The following is a 16,011-nucleotide window of genomic DNA, read 5'->3' on the forward strand; positions in this document are numbered from 1 at the left end:
TCGCAAAGGTTCACAAAGGGCGGACAGGAGCGCTACAGCCTCGCACCCGATACGCGGGCGCGATTCGAGCGATCTCTGTCCCAGAGCGCTCACCCGGATCTGCCCCTCCCCTCACGCGCTGCCCGGACCTACCTCGACATCCTCTTCTTCCATCCGTTCGAGGACGGCAATGCGCGGGCGGCCATGTCGGCGTTGGCCTTCGTCCTGGCACGCGAAGGCGTCCTTCTCGACCAGGTGCACCCACTGCAGACCACCGCTGGGCCGACGACGCCGAAGGCGCGGCCGATCTGGCGGTGCTGCTCGGAATCCTGATCACCGCTGCGGGGCGGCGTCTGTCCCCCGGGAGGCAGTCATGAACGAACGCGATGTCCTGCTCAACGAGCTCGCGCAAGGGCTGCGCCCGGTGTCGGAGGGCATCGAATGGTTCGACAGCCTCGGTCAGGAAGAGCAGTCCGAGGTGCTGCTGTTCCTGCGCCATCACTGCGTCCAGGCGCGCGCCGTCGCCGAGGACGCACCGGAGAGCATCCGCCGTGCCGGGCTGCGCCCGACGCATACGCCCGCAGTGCTGATCTCACGAGGCCGGATCGACGAGCAACTGGGAAAGATCGCCGGTCTCGCGCCTCTCGACGAACGCCGCAAGGCGTTCAGGCTGCTGATCGCGGTGCTCACGATTGCCGACGCGCGGCGCCGCGAGCGCTTCTGCTCCGGCGGCTGCAGTCACTGGTGGCACAGACTGTCCGTCGTCTGACAACCCAGCACCGCGCCCCCGAAGGCCACTTCCCGGTGCTCGACCAATGCAGTCGTTTACGCTTCCCGTTTCGCCCTTCGCAGGTCTGCGCGCTCGAAGGCGTCCATGACCTCTTCCTTGAAGAGGGCGGGGTGGACATATGCCGCAAATTCTTCCACCAAGGCGAGAGGTGCCCCATTTTCGGCGCAGTTCCTCCTGACTGTCTCGAAGATGGCAGCGATCACCGCTTCCTCGGTCGCCATCTTTGGAGAGGGTGTCTCACGTGGCGTCAGCCTCGATGTTTCATGACGGTCCGCCGACGGAGTCGGTGGACCGTTTTCGCATGCTGGGCTGAGGGTGGGCAGGGCGGCAGCCCGAGTGTCGCCTCGGGTGGGCGCCGGGTTCCACTGCTCCGGGTCAGGTGATGCTGTCGGCGGGGCCGTGAGTCTGCTGGTCAGCCGGGGTTCGGAAGTTGAGCGAGCCGGTCGAGGGCGGCAGTGATGTGACTCGTCCAGGGCCGGTGTCGGGCGAGGCGAAGGATGCGCCGGCGGCCGGTGGTGACGAGTTGTCCGGCCGCGGCGAACAGGCGAAGCCGCAGGCGGCGCGGTTCCCAGAGGCGGGCCTCGCCGGTCAACGCAAGCATCGGCATCCGGGCGAGCAGGTCGAGTGCGACCTGGACGATCTCGAGCCAGACCTTGTTCTGTGCGGTGTGGTGCAGGGGGAGGTTGCGCAGACCGGTGGCCCTGGCGGCCCGGATACGGTCCTCCGCCCGGGCCCGCAGCCGGTGACGGAGCTCGAGCTCGGCGATCGGCCGGCCGGTGGTGTTGGTGGCGAAGCACGTGATCCGCATGCCGTCCGCGCCTGTGATCCTCAACTGGGCGCCGGGATGGGGTCGTTCTTTGCGGACGATCAGCCGCATGCCGTTGGGCCAGCCGTCCAGCAGCTTGCCGGTGAGCTCGGCACCCCAGGCCCCGTCGCGTATCCGGCCGTCGGCCTCGACGGCCGGTGTCCAGGCCGGGCCCGGGATCTTGAGCACGTGGCTGTGGATCGGCTCGGTGATCACCATGCCGACCGAGTAGGACAGCCATCGGCCTCGCTTCGCGAGCCAGGCGACGAAGTCGTGGGTGCCGCCGGCGGAGTCGGTGCGGATCAGCGTCTGCCGTCCGCGCCGGTATTTCTTCGGCAGCTGAGCCAGGGCCAGTTGGGTAGTGATGATGTGGTCGGCGGCCGTGTTCGAGCCCGCGTTCCCCGATCGCAGGAGGGCGGCGACCGGCTCTCCGGTTCCGCCAGGGCCGTGGTCGACGAAGGCTGTCAGGGGGTGATGGCTGTGGGTCTTCTTCCAAGTCGCGGCTGCGTCCTGCTTGTCGGAGTGCGCGATGACGAGGACACCGTCGAGGTCGACCGTGACCTGTCGATCAGCGTCTGGGGCCTTGTTGCCCGCCAACAACCAGACTCGGTTGCGGACTTCGGCCCGTGCGGACCGGATGGCCTGCAGCGCCACTTCGCCGGAGCCGGCGAGGGTGTCGATCAGGCGGGAGACCGTAGGGTCGGAAGCCACCGGCCCGAAGACGGCCGGCTCGCACCGCAGCATCGCGACGTCCGCGAGACAGTTCCCGCCCAGCGCGACCGCCAGCGCGAGGTCCAGGAGGATCCTTCCGGGATCGTGGACGGCCCGCGGCCTTCGCCAGGGCGTCAGTGCCGCGGATATCGCCCGGTCAAGGCCGGTCTTGCAGACCGTGTCCAGCAGCAGGACCGCACCGGCCTGCGAGACCACCTGCCGACCGTCTCCCAGGACACGAACACGTGGGTACGACGAGACAGGCTCTCTCACCTGGAAAGTGCTCTTTTCCTTGCAGCCGACAGGACCCTCAGCAAGTCCCACCGTTGCGGGTCAAGAAAACTTTCCGTGTTTCTGATCAACTCCTGGACAGCTCACCTCGTGAAAGCGCGATGCCAGGCAAGACGGCAGCGACCGGTCCGAGGGTGTCCGTGACCAGGTGGCGCTTGCGTCCTTCGCGTCCACCACGGCCGCGGTCGGTTCGGCACCGCGGCCGTGGGTGCGACGGGTCCTGTCCCGTAACAGGTCGTGGACCTGCTCGGTGGTGCCGTCCGTCGATGCTCTCTTACGCCGGCATCAGGTCGGGTCCGACTCGTAGTCGGGCCGGATGGCGAGTTCTCCCGCTTCCCACATCTCGTGGACGCGCTTCTTGCATTCCTTGTCGGATTTCACTTCGTCCGCGAGGCGGAGGCCGATCTCGTTGTTCTTCTCGTCCGCCGCGTTGTCCGCGTCGGACCCGGGGCGGCCAAGCTCGTGCGCCGTGCCCATCGCCCTGGCGAATTCCTCACCCAGCCTCTTCTTGAGCAGGCACTGCCAGAACACGTGGCGAATGGAGTTCTGCTTTTCCGGGTCCGTCATGTGCTTGACCAGCTGAAGCACCTCCACGTGCACCCCGGCCCACCGGATGATGTTCTGGGGGCGCTTGAGAAGCTCGTAGACCTCCGGGCCGGAAACGTTCTTGCCGATCAGCCAGACGTACTCGTCCAAGGCGGCAGGGCCTTTTTCCAGAAGGCTCTTCTCCAACTGCGACATAACCCGCGAGTATGCCGCCATGTTCTCCGACGTGTCCGCCAGGTTGTCGGCGAGCATCTTGGATGCGGTAAGCCCGACGCCGAAGATGAACATGCCCAAGGCGAGGAGCGGGAGCGTCCCAGGAGCCAGGAACGCGATCGCGGCCACACCCGCGAGCGCCGTGGCACCGGTCTTGCCGAGATCCCGAGGGGCGAGGCCCTGCGCTGCGTCGAGTATCCGGCGGGTCTCAAGGAGGGTGTCGTAGACGTTCGCGCTCGGCACGGTGTTGCATTCGCACCGGAACTCGGCGTCCCTGGTCACGCTCATCGACATGGTCCAGTCGCCGGCCTGAGGATCCTTGACGATCAGGTACCGGACCGAGTCGCCGGACATCTTGACGAGTTTTCCGTCCTCCTCGACGTCCTTGTCGAAGGAGTTCCCGTCCGGGTCCGCGAGGGTCATGACGACGCCCTCGGGGAAATCGACCGAGCCGTCGCCCTTGGTGATGACCGAGTAGAGGAAGGGTGCGTCCTCACCGATGGCCATCGTGTTCGTCAGGTTGAACCGTTCCACGTTGCCCAGGCCGTCCAGGTCCTTGGCGGGAAGGGTGTCGACCTGGCAGTACATGCAGTCGTTCTCGCCCCTGGCCTGCACCGTGAATGCGGGAACGGGGCTCAGTTCGTTGCTGACATCGAAAAGGCCCCAGAGCCCGCCGACTCCCTTGTCCTCGATCTCCGTCGGCTCGTCGAAGTACTGACCCGCGATGAGCGCCGGGGTCTGTTTCGCGGCCTCTTGCCAGTCATCGCTGAGGGACAGGCCCCAGAGGCGCGAGGCGTACCGCGTGTACCCGTCGGGCGCGCCGCCCATCTCTTCCATGTGCCCCCAGAACCAGTTCGGCACGTCATCGTTGTCGAGGACGTCGAACTCACCCCAGAGTCCGAGGGCACCCTTGTCCACGATGCGGGTCGGCCGGTTGAAGTACTGCCTCTTGACCACGGCCGGGCAGTTCTGGGCGACGCTCTTCCAGTCCGCGTCGTCGGGGATGTTCCACAGCCGCGCCGAGAACTGGCGCATGCCGTTGTCCTTGGTGCCGTCGTCCTGGAACTGCAGGGCGCCGGTCGTGTGCCCCAGGAGTCCGATGGAGTCCCACAGGTACGAGTTGGCCACCGGGATCGGCGGATCCGTGATGGGCGAGGACTCGGGGACCTCGTTGCCGGAGGCGAGGTAGAGGGCCTTGATGATGCTCTTGCCGTCTTCCCAGACGTCGTTGGAGAGTTCCCAGATGATGACGCCCTTGGCGCCGACTCCCTTGAGGAACTTCAGTTTGCTGACGGCGGTGTCCGGGGTCTCGAAATAGATGTTGTGGGCGTACGGGTACTCGCCCGGAGGCAGGGGCTCGGTGAGCTCGGGGCGGGGCGTGCTCCCGTCCACCTTGATGTTCGCGTCCTCGGCCTCATGGGCGTCCGGGAACTCGTCCAGGATTTCCTTGTACCGAAGCACCTTGTACCCCGGGGGCACCTCACCGGTCAGGTCGTCCGGTTCCTTGCCCGCGACGAAGTCGTAACCGTAGATGGGCACTCCGGCCGCGATCTTGCCGCGGTCCACACCTTGCCCCTTGCCCTGCCAGTTCATGAAGAGCGGATTCGTCCAGTACCAGAGGCAGTCCTCGACCGACAGGATCGGATTGCTCTCCACAGCGTCGCCACCCGGGGCGTCCGAACCAGCGCCCGCCCTGGCCCCCGGCCAGCCGCCCTGCTGTTCGCGGAGGTACGACTCCAGATAGACATCAGCCTCACGGATCTTCGCCGTGTCCTTCCCGCGGATCTTGTGCAGGGCGGAATGCGGACCGACCGGGGACTTGTCCCACGACCCGGTGAGGTCGTAGGTCATCACGCCGAGCCAGTCGAGGTGTTCGGCCATTTCCGGGTCGTAGTTGTTCCCGTACCACGAGGTGCCGAAGACGGCCGCCGACACGATCTTGTCGGGCATGGCCTCCTTCAGTTTCCTGGCGAACAGGGTCAGACCCCGCCCCGCGGGATGCGGCCCGTCACTCTTCATCCGGCCGCCCTGGTCCTGGTCGCCGGGTCGGCCCCACCAGCACTCCAGGTCGAGATCGACGCCGTCCAGGCCGTTGTGGGTGACGTAGTCCACGACGTTGCGGACCGTCTGGTCGAGCTTCGGGGAGGCCGGGTCGTTCCCGATCGCCGTCATCAGGTCCAGGAACGCGTAGTCGTTCGCGCCGCCCAGCGCGACCATGATCTTGGTCCTGTACATGTTCGCGGCGATGAGCACGTCCGGGAGAATGGTGCTGATCTCCCTGACCGACGCGGGGTCGAACGCCCCGGAATCCTTGTCGCTGAACGTCAGGAACGCGATGACGCCGTGCGTGATGTACCGATACATCTCGCCCTTGCCGTAGTCGAATCCCTCCTTCTTCCGCCAGGTGGGGATGTAGGCGATGATGTTCGCCCGCTCGGTCGGCTTGTGCGGGGTCTGGTCGTACAGCTCGTCGAAGAATCGCCAGCCGTTCCCGTTGGGGTCTCCCACTCCCGGCTCCGAGGCCCAGAAAGCGGCACGGAAAATATTGCCCTTGTATTTGGCGACGGCTCCGGTCTGGTAACCGCTGGGATTTTCTTCCCACTTGGGGACGTCAGGATAATCCGACGAAAGGCTCATTGAAGGTCACTCCTACTATTGTGGATCACTGCGCCCCACTCAATCATGGGCGACCTTGTCGACCACAGATCGGAATGAGCCCTTCCGGTCGCGTCTGATCGCGCCAGAACGGGTCGATGGAAATGGCCTGGAATCGATGACCCGGAGAACATCTGGTCTACGTAGCCGGTGGTGAGGGGAGTTTGTGTCGCCGTGGTGTCGGCGGTCATTAACCTCGGCATTTCATAACGGCTCGTCAGCGCAACTGGCGGGCCGTTTCGACGTGTTGGGCTGATGGTGGGCAGCGTGAGGGCCCGGCTGTCGCGTCGGGTGGACGCCGGGTTCCACGGCTCCGGCGGGGTGGTGCTGTTTGCAGGGAAGGGAACGTGCTGGTCAGCCGGGTTTCGGCAGGGCTTGGAGCCGGTCCAGGGCCTCGGTCATCACATCGCTCCATGGCCGGTGGTGGGCGAGGCGTACATCGTCGAACACCTCGGAGACCCTCAAGCCGTGCTGATCGTCGATGACACCGGCTTCCTGAAGAAGGGCGTCCGTTCGGCCGGCGTGCAGCGGCAGTACTCCGGCACTGCCGGACGCACCGAGAATCCCCCAGAGGGGGTGCCCCCAGCCAGATCGGCGTGTTCCTCGCCTACGCCACCGGCCGCGGACGCACGCCGATCGACCGGCGGCTGTATCTGCCCGCCTCCTGGACGGACGACCGGGACCGCTGCCGCCGGGCCGGCATCGACGACAGTGTCGCCTTCGAGACGAAGGTGGCCATCGCCAAGGAGATGGTCCGCCGGGCCATCGCCGAGAAGTTCCCGTTGCGGTGGGTGACCGCGGACGCCGGCTACGGCTACAGCAAGGGCCGGCGGTTCGAGCTGGAGCAGGCCGATGTCTTCCACGTCATGGCCACCCCCCGGCACGACACCGTCGTCACCCGCTGATCCATCGACCACCCCGTGCACGAGCTGTTCCCCGGGCTGCCGCGGCAGAAGTGGAAGCGCCGTTCCTGCGGGGACGGCGCCCACGGTCGGCGGATCTATGACTGGGCCCGGGTCGAGGTGCGGCCCTGGCACCGGCCGGATCGTCGGCACCGGGTGCTGGCCCGCCGCAGTGTCAGCCGGCCCGAGGAGATCTCCTACTACATCGCCTACTGCCCCGCCGACACGACCCTGGACGAGCTCATCCGCATCGCGGGCAGCCGCTGGGCGATCGAGGAGTGCTTCCAGAGCGCCAAGCAGGAGTGCGGCCTGGACGACTACCAGGTCCGCCGCTATCCGGGCTGGCACCGCCACATGACGTTGGCCATGGCCGCCCACGCCTGCCTGACCGTCCTGCGCGCCCGCCAGTTGGATGCGGAGAAAGCAGAAACGGATCCTCCCCGCTCATCCACCTCAGCCTCGCCGAGATCAGACGGCTGCTCACCCGCCTCACCGACCGCCGACCCACCCCGGTCGAGCACATCCTGCACTGGTCGACATGGCGTCGCAGACGACAACACCAAGCCCGCGTCAGTCACTACAAGCGGCGCGGGCACAGTCCCTGAAACTGGTCAGCAATCAGTACAAGCACCGTTGCAGCACTAAAGCACCCACTCCATTCTTCACTCCGCCACCCGACACAACCCTCGACGGCCCGCCTCAGGAGAACACGGCAGCCTCGCCGCGCTTTGCCGCTCCAGGTTGGTCCTCAATCCGCTGAACCCGTGATGCACGAGGATTCGGCCGGCAGGCTCGCGGCCCGCGGGAACCCGGGGACCCAGCTCGTCCCCCCTCTCGCTTCCCCGGCAGCGAAACCCGTTCGCCAGGCAGACGAGCGCTCTGCTTGGCTCGCCCCATGAGTGATCTTCACATCCGCCACGCCGCTCTCCCGGACATCGACACCGTGCTGCAGTTCTGGCGCGACGCCGCGGAAGGAACGAGCATCAGCGACGACCACGACGGAGTGGCCCGCCTCATCACACGAGACCCCGAAGCCCTGCTCCTTGCCGAGCGCGACGGCCTCCTCACAGGAACCGTCATAGCCGGCTTCGACGGATGGCGCTGCTCCGCCTACCGACTGGCCGTACACCCCGACCACCGACGGCAGGGCATCGCCACCGCCCTGCTGGAAGCCGCAGAACAACGCTTCACCGCCCTGGGCGGGCGACGCGTCGACGCCATGGTCCTGGAAGCCAACGAACAGGCCCACCACACCTGGGCCGCGGCCGGCTACCACCGCGAGGACCACTGGCGACGCTGGGTCAAGCCGCTGTAAGCACGGGCAGGACTCCGCGGATGTTCGTGAGCCGCCAAGACTCGGCGGGTGAAAGTGGCAGCAGGCAGTTCAGCAGGGGGCTTGTTCCTGAATAACTGTCAGAGTTGATCTGTCTCGTGGTCCTCGTCGGACAAGCGGGTTCGGATCTGTTCCAGGGTGCGGGCGGGCGGCCCGGGAGGCGGCGCAACAGTGCCGCCAGGAGCCGGTGGTAGTGGTCGAGGCTGCTGGTTTGCGAGTGGAGGCAGCAGCGCGGGTGGTGGAAGCGCGCTGGAAGGCCGCCTCGGCCAGGGCGTCCCAGGGGGCCTCCCCCTGTCACTTCCGATACCGCTGCGGCTCCTGCTGGAGCGAAGTCAGCGGTTCAAAGGCGGCGAGGGCCGCGTGCACGGCCGCCCCGCCGCCTGGCGGCGCCCGGCGCGGCCGGGCGGGGTTCGGCCTCCCTCGTCCCAGACGCTCCCGGCAGATCCGGCTGTTGGCGTCGGGACGGAGGCGGAGGAGTTCACGGCGGTCCCGAGTGAGGGAAGGAACCGGTTCGTCAGACGCGTGGCCACCGCTCCGTACCCCACTCCGAACGCCAGGGAGACGAGCAGGGCCAGCACCGGGGAGTGGTCCCGCAGGTACGGGTAGACGTGGAAGTGCGTCAGGTAGATGTACAGCGAGCTGCCCGCGAGGATGCCTGCGAGCCGGTTGAGCGGGGAAACGCTGGGCAGGGCCGGGACCCACAGCAGCAGGGTCAGGCCGGCCACGACGATCGAGGTGCGCAGGGTCTGTCCCGCGGGGAACAGCCCCGGCACGGTGACCAGCAGGACCGCGGTCAGCAGCAGCCGCTGGGCTGCCGTGCGTGCCCGCGCCGCGGCCCAGCCCAGTGCGAACAGGAAGAAGACCACGGTCGGGCTGAGGTGGTAGCGGATGTGGGCGAGGTCCCAGAGGTCGTAGCGTCCGACCAGGCCCAGGCCCACCAGTGCCAGAGCGAAGCCGAACGGGCTGCGCCGCTCCGCGCGGTCCAGCAGCGGGATGGCCAGCAGCACCGCCAGCCCGGTCAGGAAGTAGACCAGCGCCTCGACGAACCAGTACCGCCACTCCGGGTCCGACCCGTCCTGGTCGAAGAGGCTGTTGGCCAGGACGAGGTTGGCCAGGTCGTACTCGCGGGTCAGCAGCAGCGCGAAGGTGATCCACACCATGCTGGGAACGACGATGCGTGCGATGCCACGCCACAGCCTCCGCAGACGGTCCCGGCGCTCGTGCGCGGAGAGGTGGAAGCGGGCGAAGTTGAAGCCGGCCACGCCCAGGAGCACATGGGCGCCGCCCTGGATGGCGAAGACGGGGATGTGTGAGCCCACGATCAGGACGATGCCGATCGCGCGCAGGGCGATGCCGGTCTCCAGGGTGCGCAGGGATCTGTGCCACGGTCGCGGGGTTCGAGCGGAGTGCCGCTGAGTACGGTGGTCGAGCAGCTCCCGGATCGGTGTGGTGTGCCAGGTGGCGGGCAGCGTGCCCAGGACCTGTTCCAGTCGCAGTGACATCTCGACGTAGGAGAGCGAGTCGCCGCCCAGACCCACGAAGCTGCTGTCCTCGGTGACGTCGGTCTGGTCGAGGATCAGCGCGTAGAGGGCGCACAGGTCGGCGACGGTGACCCCGGGGCGGGGCGGCGGCACCGCCTCTTCGCGTGCCGGTCGGCGTACGGCCTCGTAGTCGGGCTTGCCCGAGGCGAGCCGGGGAAGTTCGGGCTCCATCCGTACCCGTATCGCGCGGGGCGGCAGGCCGCAGTGGTCCGCGACCACGTGCCGGACATGTGCCGCGTCCACGCCCTCGGCGCCGACCGCGAGTACGGCCAGTGCGTCGTCGTCGCCCGCGCAGTAGGCAGGTATGCCCTGTTGCTCCAGGATCGCCTCGATGCGCTGCGGGTCTATCCGCAGCCCCAGGATCTTGGTGAACCTGCTGCGGCGTCCCACGATCTCGTACAGCCCGTCGGGGGCGCGCCGTGCGATGTCCCCGGTGTGCAGTTCCTCGACGGTGCGTCCCAGGGCGAGGTCGGCTGAGCCCTCGGCGTATCCGAGCATGACGTTCGGGCCGGAGTACACCAGCTCGCCCGTGTCCGGCTCGTCGATGCCGTCCACCGGTTGGAGCCGGAAGGAGCCACCGGGTATGGGCATGCCGACGGCGTGCGGGCGCTCGGGCGCGAGGGCCGGGGGCAGGTACGCCATGCGGGCCGTCGCCTCCGTCTGCCCGTACATCACGAACAGTTCCCAGCCCGCGCGGCGCCCCGACGCGGCGTAGCGTGCGACGCGTTCGGGTGCCATGCGGCCGCCGGCCTGGGTGACGTAGCGCAGGTGGGGCAGTTCCATGCTCTCGAAACCGACCCGGTCGAGCAGGTCGAAGGTGTACGGCACCCCGGCCAGTGCCGTGCCGCCCGCGGCGCGGAACAGGTCCCAGAAGCAGGCGTCGGTGACCGAGAGGCCGGTGACGATCAGTCCGGCGCCGCGCGACAGATGGCTGTTGATGACCGACAGGCCGTAGCAGTAGTGCATGGGCAGCGTCGTCGCGGCGCGGTCACCGTCGCCGATGTTCAGATAGACGGCGATGGACTCGGCGTTGGCCTGGAGGTTGTCGTGCGAGAGCCGGACCAGTTTCGGCGAGCCCGTCGAGCCGGAGGTGGACAGCAGCAGGGCGAGGTCCGGGTGGAGGGTGTGGACCGTGGTCTCGCGCCGCTCGTCGACGATCCAGGTCGTGCCCTCCCCGTCCGTCCCGGGACGGATGACCACGTCGGGGTCGTAGCGGCCTACGAGTGAGCGCAGGGCGGTGTCGTTGTCGCCGGGGGTCAGCAGGAGGGGGTGGCCGGCGGTGAGGGCGGCGAGGTAGAAGACGAGGGCGTCCACCCGGTTGGCGCCCGCGAGCAGCACCAGGCGGCGGGCCGCGCCGAGACGTTCGGCCGCCGCGGTCACCCGCGTGGCGAGGTCGCGGTACGACAGCTCTCCGATCTCGGTGATCAGAGCCACGCGGTCGCCGTGCGTGGCGAGGTCTCGGGCGAACTCCACCGACCGCGGCCGCACCGGCGGCGTGGCCAACGGAGTGGGGACGGGATGGGGGCCGGGAACGGCGACAGGAGCCGAGGGGGGACTCGCGGAGGGACCGGCGGGCGGAACCAGGAGCGGCACGGGCGGCGATGTCACGGGCGCAAAACCTTTCTGCGGCAGCGTCCGCAAGAAGAACAGATCCCTTGACAATTAGGCAAGGTTTACCTTACTAATAACATGTTCTCAACTGGCTTGAAAGCACCGCACACTGCTCGCCGACCGACGACGCGACCCGCGGCGTACGGGGGCAAGCCACGCAGGAAGGCACCCCATGCGACGCCCCCTGGCCGGCCGGATCACCGCGCTCATCGCGGCCGGCCTGCTCGTCCCCGCCCTCGCCGCCTGCGGCGCCGACGACGGCAAGGACTCCTCGGCCGAGAGCGGCGACTCCACCCTCGTCATCTACTCCGGGCGCAACGAGAAGCTGGTCAAACCGATCCTCGACAAGCTGGAGAAGGCCATCGGCGCCAAGGTCGAGGTGCGCTACGGCGACAGCGCCGAACTGGCCGCGCAGATCCTGGAGGAGGGCGACCGCACCAAGGCCGGGCTGTTCTTCTCACAGGACGCGGGCGCGCTCGGCGCCCTGTCCCAGGAGGGCAGGCTGGCGAAGCTGCCGCAGTCCAGCCTCGACGAGGTGGACCCGGCCTACCGCGGCAGTGCGGGCGACTGGGTGGGGCTGTCCGGGCGCGTGCGCGTCATCGCGTACAACCCGGACAAGGTCGGCGAGGGCAAGGTTCCGGACAGCATCCACGACGTGGTGAAGCCGGAGTGGAAGGGCAAGGTCGGCTTCGCGCCCACCAACGCCTCCTTCCAGGCGTTCGTCACCGGCATGCGGGTCCTGGAGGGGGAGGACACCACCCGCGAGTGGCTCAAGGGCCTGAAAGCCAACGGCAAGACCTACGCCAACAACCTGGCCGCCCTCGACGCCGTCGAGTCCGGCGACGTCTCCCTCGGGCTGATCAACCACTACTACTGGTACGAGCGGGTCGCTGAGAAGGGCGAGGACAAGGTGGGCGCCAAGCTCCACTTCCTGCCCGGCAAGGACCCCGGCGCACTGATCAACGTGGCCGGCGTCGGCATCCTCAAGGCCGGCGATCAGACGGAGACCGCCCAGAAGGCCGTCGACCACCTGCTCTCCAAGGAGGCGCAGACCTACTTCGCCGACACGACGAAGGAGTACCCGCTGGCCGCGGGTGTCACCAGCTCGGTCGAGGACCTGCCGCCGTTCGACTCCCTCGAGTCCCCGGACATCGACCTGGGCAAGCTGGAGTCGCTCCAAGAGACACTGGCCATGCTCCAGGACGTCGGGCTGGTCTGACCCACTGTGCGCACACCTGAAGTCACCACGCGCCCGGACGGAGCCGACGGCTCCGCCGGGCGCGAGCGCGCCGGCAAGGCCCGCAGGGCCCGTACGGCCGGCCGGCGGGCGGCCGCACGCAGACCGCCGCTGGTCCTGCTCGTCCCCGCCTGCGTCGCCGCCGTGTTCGCCCTGCTGCCGCTCGGCTACCTCGCCGTCCGCGCACTCGAACGCGGGCCGGGCTACGCCTGGGACATCGTCGCCGGCGAACGCACCCTTCAACTCCTGGGCCGCAGCCTCGGCTTGACGGCAGTTGTGGTGGCGGCCTGCCTGGTGCTCGGCGTCTCGCTGGCGTGGTTGACCGTGCGCGCCGACCTGCCCGGGGCACGCGCCTGGTCGGTGCTGGCCACCCTGCCGCTCGCCGTGCCCAGCTATGTCGCCGCCTTCGTCTGGCTGGCCGCCGTGCCGGAGATCGCGGGGTTCACCGGAGCCGCGCTCGCACTCACCCTGGTCAGCTTCCCGTACGTCCACCTGCCGGTCGCCGCCGCCCTGCGCGGCATCGACCCGGCTCAGGAGGAGGCCGCCCGCTCCCTCGGTCACGGCCCCCTGCGCACCTTCCTCCGCGTCACCCTCCCCCAGCTCCGCCCGGCCGCGGCGGGCGGAGCGCTGCTGGTCGCGCTGTACGTGCTCTCGGACTTCGGCGCGGTCTCGCTGCTGCGGTACGACACGTTCACCCGGGCCATCCGCACCTCCTACAGCGCTTCCTTCGACCGCACCCCGGCCGCCGCACTCAGCGTCGTCCTGGTGGTGATGACGGTGGCGCTGGTCGCCGCCGAGACCCGCACCCGGGGCCGCGCGGGCCATGCCAGGACCGGCGCCGGCACCGCACGCCCGGCCGCACGGATCCCGCTGGGGCGCTGGCGGACCCCCGCCCTCGCCTGGTGCGCGGCGGTGACGGCAGCCGCCGTCGTCTTCCCGCTCGTCACCCTCGGCTACTGGCTGGCCGTCGGCACGTCCGCGACCTGGGACCCCGGCGCCCTCGCCCGGACCGCCTGGGCCACACTCGGCGTCGCCGCCGCCGGAGCCGCGCTCACCACTGTGCTGGCGCTCCCCGTCGGGGTGGTCGCCGCACGGCACCGGGGGCGCGGCGCCCGGCTGCTGGAGCAGGCCGCCTACGCCGGGCACGCGTTGCCCGGCATCACCGTGGCGCTCTCCCTGGTCTTCTTCGCGGTGCGCTACGTCTACCCGCTCTACCAGCAACTCCCCCTGCTGGTCTGCGCGTACGCCGTCCTCTTCCTCCCGCTCGTGGTGGCCGCCACCCGCGCCGCCGTCCTGCAGGCACCGCCCGTACTGGAGGACGTCGCCCGCTCGCTGGGCAGATCGCCCCTGCGGGTGCTGCGCGAAGTGACCGTGCCGCTGGCCGCACCGGGCGTGGCGGCCGGCGCCGCCCTCACCTTCGTGGTCTGCATGAAGGAGCTGCCCGCGACGCTGCTGCTGCGCCCCACCGGCATGGACACCCTGGCCACCCGGCTGTGGACCGAGACCGGCGCCGGTTCCTTCGCCGCCGCGGCCCCCTACGCCGCAGCCCTCATCCTGCTCGCCGCCGTCCCCTCCTACCTCCTGGGCAGGCACCACACATGAACGACCACGACAACGAGCTCCGCATCGAGCAACTGACCAAGTCGTACGGCCCCGAAGCCCCCGTCCTGCGGGGAGTGGACCTCACGGTCCCGGGCGGCGCCCTGGCTGCCGTGCTCGGTCCCTCCGGCTGCGGCAAGACCACCCTGCTGCGCATCGTCGCCGGATTCCTGCGCGCCGACGCGGGTACGGTCGCCGTGGGCGGCCGCACCCTGACGGGACCCGGCGTCCAGCTGCCGCCCGAGAGCCGCCTCATCGGCATCGTGCCCCAGGAGGGAGCCCTCTTCCCGCACCTGAGCGTGGCCCGCAACGTCGCCTTCGGCCTGACCGGATCCGACCGGGGCGAGCGCCGCCGCCGTACGGAGGAGATGCTCGACCTCGTCGGGCTCACCGGCTACGGCGACCGCATGCCGCACGAACTGTCCGGCGGACAGCAGCAGCGCATCGCCCTGGCCAGGGCGCTCGCCCCGCGCCCCGCGCTTGTCCTGCTCGACGAACCCTTCAACGCCCTCGACAGCGCACTGCGCGCCGGAGTACGCGCGGATGTACGGGCCGCGTTGCGGGCCACCGGGGCCACGGCACTGCTGGTCACACACGACCAGCAGGAGGCCCTCTCCACCGCGGACCTCGTGGCCGTCGTACGGCAGGGCCGCATCGCCCAGTGCGACACCCCGCAGAAGGTCTACCGACGCCCCGCCGACCCGTGGGTCGCCGGTTTCGTGGGCGATGCCGTGCTCCTCCCGGGAACCGTCCGGAGTGGCAGCTCCACGGCCAGCACCCCCGTGGGCCCCGTGGCATTGGCCTCACCGCCGCACGGGCGGGGCACCGGCACGGTGGTGCTCCGCCCCGAGCAGCTGCAACTGACCGACGCGGGCACCGCTGGGGCGGTACGAGGCATGGTCACGGACGTGTGCTTCTACGGCCACGACGCGACGGTGACCGTCGCCGTGCAGGGGCTCGAGGCCCCGGTCGACGTCCGCGTCGCGGGCCCGCTGCCGGTGGGCCCCGGTCAGGAGACCGCCATCCGCGTGACCGGCGAGGCCACATTCCACGGGTAACGACTTGGTTCGTGATACCGCTGTCGGCAGTTGATCGCCGCTTCATCCAGGAGCCGGCCGTGACGGGACGTAATGCGGTGGCAGTCGTTCCCGAGCTCCTGCTTGGATGCTCGGCGTGACGTCTGTGGATCTTGTTGATCGCCGTGAGCTGCTGGACCGACTTGAGCAGTACTACGACGCGGTTCCCCGCTACGCCGCCCGAGTCCAAGACTTTGGGCCGCTGCCCCTGTTCGCACGAGAGGGTGTGCTGCTCGAAAAGTCGTCGTCGCCGGTCAAGCGGTGCAGCGGTACTCGCTGATCACGCCGCCCAGGAGCCGGGTCCGCAGCACCCGGCGGACCTCGAGGGCGTGCACTGCGACGTCGGACCGTTCCTCGGCGTCAGGCGGTAGTCGGCGACGGGCCCGGTGAGGGCGGCGGTCGTCGTAGTGCCGTTGGGCAGGCGGCCAGGACGTGGCGGGCGTGGGCCTCACCCACGATCAGGACGCGGTCGAGCATCTCGCGCCGGATGCTGCCACCCTCATGCGACCGTGCCGAGTCAGCGGGGTCCGCAGCTCGTGGGCGATGCCGCCGACCCTGGCCTTGTGCTGCGCTTCCAACTGTTCGCGGCGCGCGGTGAGATCGCCGAAGGCGGCAACGCGTGCGTGCTGCGGCGGTGGTTGCCGGCGTACGAACTGAGGTTCGCCTGTACACGGACAGGACACGATCTCGATCACTCGGTGGCCGCCGCGGTCGTGGAAGGT

Annotated in this window: 10 protein-coding genes and 1 pseudogene; 7 read left to right on the forward strand and 4 right to left on the reverse strand. The window is 69.1% G+C overall.

The window, feature by feature from the left end:
• Nucleotides 1-75 precede the first annotated feature (75 nt).
• Nucleotides 76-312, forward strand: coding sequence for a hypothetical protein (locus OHB56_RS07135; protein WP_326756919.1), 237 nt, complete (start codon nucleotides 76-78; stop codon nucleotides 310-312).
• Between the two features lie 40 nt (nucleotides 313-352).
• Nucleotides 353-748 (forward strand): DUF5958 family protein, encoded by a 396-nt coding sequence (locus OHB56_RS07140; protein ID WP_326751489.1) that lies wholly within the window; start codon nucleotides 353-355, stop codon nucleotides 746-748.
• Nucleotides 749-804: 56 nt separating this feature from the next.
• On the opposite strand, the gene OHB56_RS07145 is transcribed toward OHB56_RS07140, so the two are convergent.
• From OHB56_RS07145 to OHB56_RS07155, 3 genes are all read right to left on the reverse strand, one after another.
• The gene (locus OHB56_RS07145) at nucleotides 805-990 is read right to left on the reverse strand and encodes a hypothetical protein (RefSeq protein WP_406352250.1); all 186 of its coding nucleotides are present in this window, start codon (nucleotides 988-990) and stop codon (nucleotides 805-807) included.
• A gap of 191 nt (nucleotides 991-1,181) precedes the next feature.
• Nucleotides 1,182-2,558, reverse strand: coding sequence for an IS1380 family transposase (locus tag OHB56_RS07150; protein WP_406352252.1), 1,377 nt, complete (start codon nucleotides 2,556-2,558; stop codon nucleotides 1,182-1,184).
• A 303-nt stretch (nucleotides 2,559-2,861) separates the two neighbouring features.
• Nucleotides 2,862-5,972 (reverse strand): glycoside hydrolase family 18 protein, encoded by a 3,111-nt coding sequence (locus OHB56_RS07155; protein WP_406352254.1) that lies wholly within the window; start codon nucleotides 5,970-5,972, stop codon nucleotides 2,862-2,864.
• A gap of 453 nt (nucleotides 5,973-6,425) precedes the next feature.
• On the opposite strand from OHB56_RS07155, the pseudogene OHB56_RS07160 reads away from it, so the two are divergent.
• Together OHB56_RS07160 and OHB56_RS07165 are read left to right on the forward strand one after the other, a co-directional pair.
• Nucleotides 6,426-7,366, forward strand: a pseudogene (locus OHB56_RS07160) (IS701 family transposase); the annotation flags it as partial.
• Nucleotides 7,367-7,787: 421 nt separating this feature from the next.
• Nucleotides 7,788-8,207: a GNAT family N-acetyltransferase gene (locus OHB56_RS07165; protein WP_406352256.1), complete on the forward strand. Its 420-nt coding sequence runs from the start codon at nucleotides 7,788-7,790 to the stop codon at nucleotides 8,205-8,207.
• Nucleotides 8,208-8,557: 350 nt separating this feature from the next.
• Here OHB56_RS07165 and OHB56_RS07170 read toward each other — a convergent pair whose 3' ends face one another.
• On the reverse strand, nucleotides 8,558-11,254 hold the full coding sequence (locus OHB56_RS07170; protein WP_406358960.1) for an AMP-binding protein: 2,697 nt from the start codon (nucleotides 11,252-11,254) through the stop codon (nucleotides 8,558-8,560).
• A 295-nt stretch (nucleotides 11,255-11,549) separates the two neighbouring features.
• Between OHB56_RS07170 and OHB56_RS07175 the strand changes: the two genes are divergently transcribed.
• From OHB56_RS07175 to OHB56_RS07185, 3 genes are read left to right on the forward strand one after another with little or no spacing between them, the layout of a single operon-like run.
• Entirely contained in the window at nucleotides 11,550-12,596 is a 1,047-nt protein-coding gene (locus OHB56_RS07175) for an iron ABC transporter substrate-binding protein (protein ID WP_326751495.1), read from the forward strand.
• Between the two features lie 6 nt (nucleotides 12,597-12,602).
• Nucleotides 12,603-14,216, forward strand: a complete 1,614-nt coding sequence (locus tag OHB56_RS07180; protein WP_406352258.1) for an ABC transporter permease — start codon at nucleotides 12,603-12,605, stop codon at nucleotides 14,214-14,216.
• Nucleotides 14,213-15,271 carry an ABC transporter ATP-binding protein gene (locus OHB56_RS07185; protein ID WP_326751496.1) on the forward strand — a complete coding sequence of 353 codons (1,059 nt, stop codon included), beginning with the start codon at nucleotides 14,213-14,215 and terminating at the stop codon, nucleotides 15,269-15,271. Before OHB56_RS07180 ends, OHB56_RS07185 begins: the two co-directional genes overlap by 4 nt.
• The last annotated feature ends 740 nt before the right edge of the window (nucleotides 15,272-16,011 follow it).

It is taken from the genome of Streptomyces sp. NBC_01635 (assembly GCF_045209715.1).
In the GTDB taxonomy this organism is placed as follows: Bacteria; Actinomycetota; Actinomycetes; order Streptomycetales; family Streptomycetaceae; genus Streptomyces; species Streptomyces hirsutus.

Excerpts from the sequence above, each read along its gene's own strand:
- OHB56_RS07185 (WP_326751496.1), top strand. The coding sequence starts at position 14,213 with ATGAACGACCACGACAACGAGCTCCGCATCGAGCAACTGACCAAGTCG.
- OHB56_RS07145 (WP_406352250.1), bottom strand. The coding sequence starts at position 990 with ATGGCGACCGAGGAAGCGGTGATCGCTGCCATCTTCGAGACAGTCAGG.
- OHB56_RS07140 (WP_326751489.1), top strand. The coding sequence starts at position 353 with ATGAACGAACGCGATGTCCTGCTCAACGAGCTCGCGCAAGGGCTGCGC.
- OHB56_RS07175 (WP_326751495.1), top strand. The coding sequence starts at position 11,550 with ATGCGACGCCCCCTGGCCGGCCGGATCACCGCGCTCATCGCGGCCGGC.
- OHB56_RS07155 (WP_406352254.1), bottom strand. The coding sequence starts at position 5,972 with ATGAGCCTTTCGTCGGATTATCCTGACGTCCCCAAGTGGGAAGAAAAT.
- OHB56_RS07165 (WP_406352256.1), top strand. The coding sequence starts at position 7,788 with ATGAGTGATCTTCACATCCGCCACGCCGCTCTCCCGGACATCGACACC.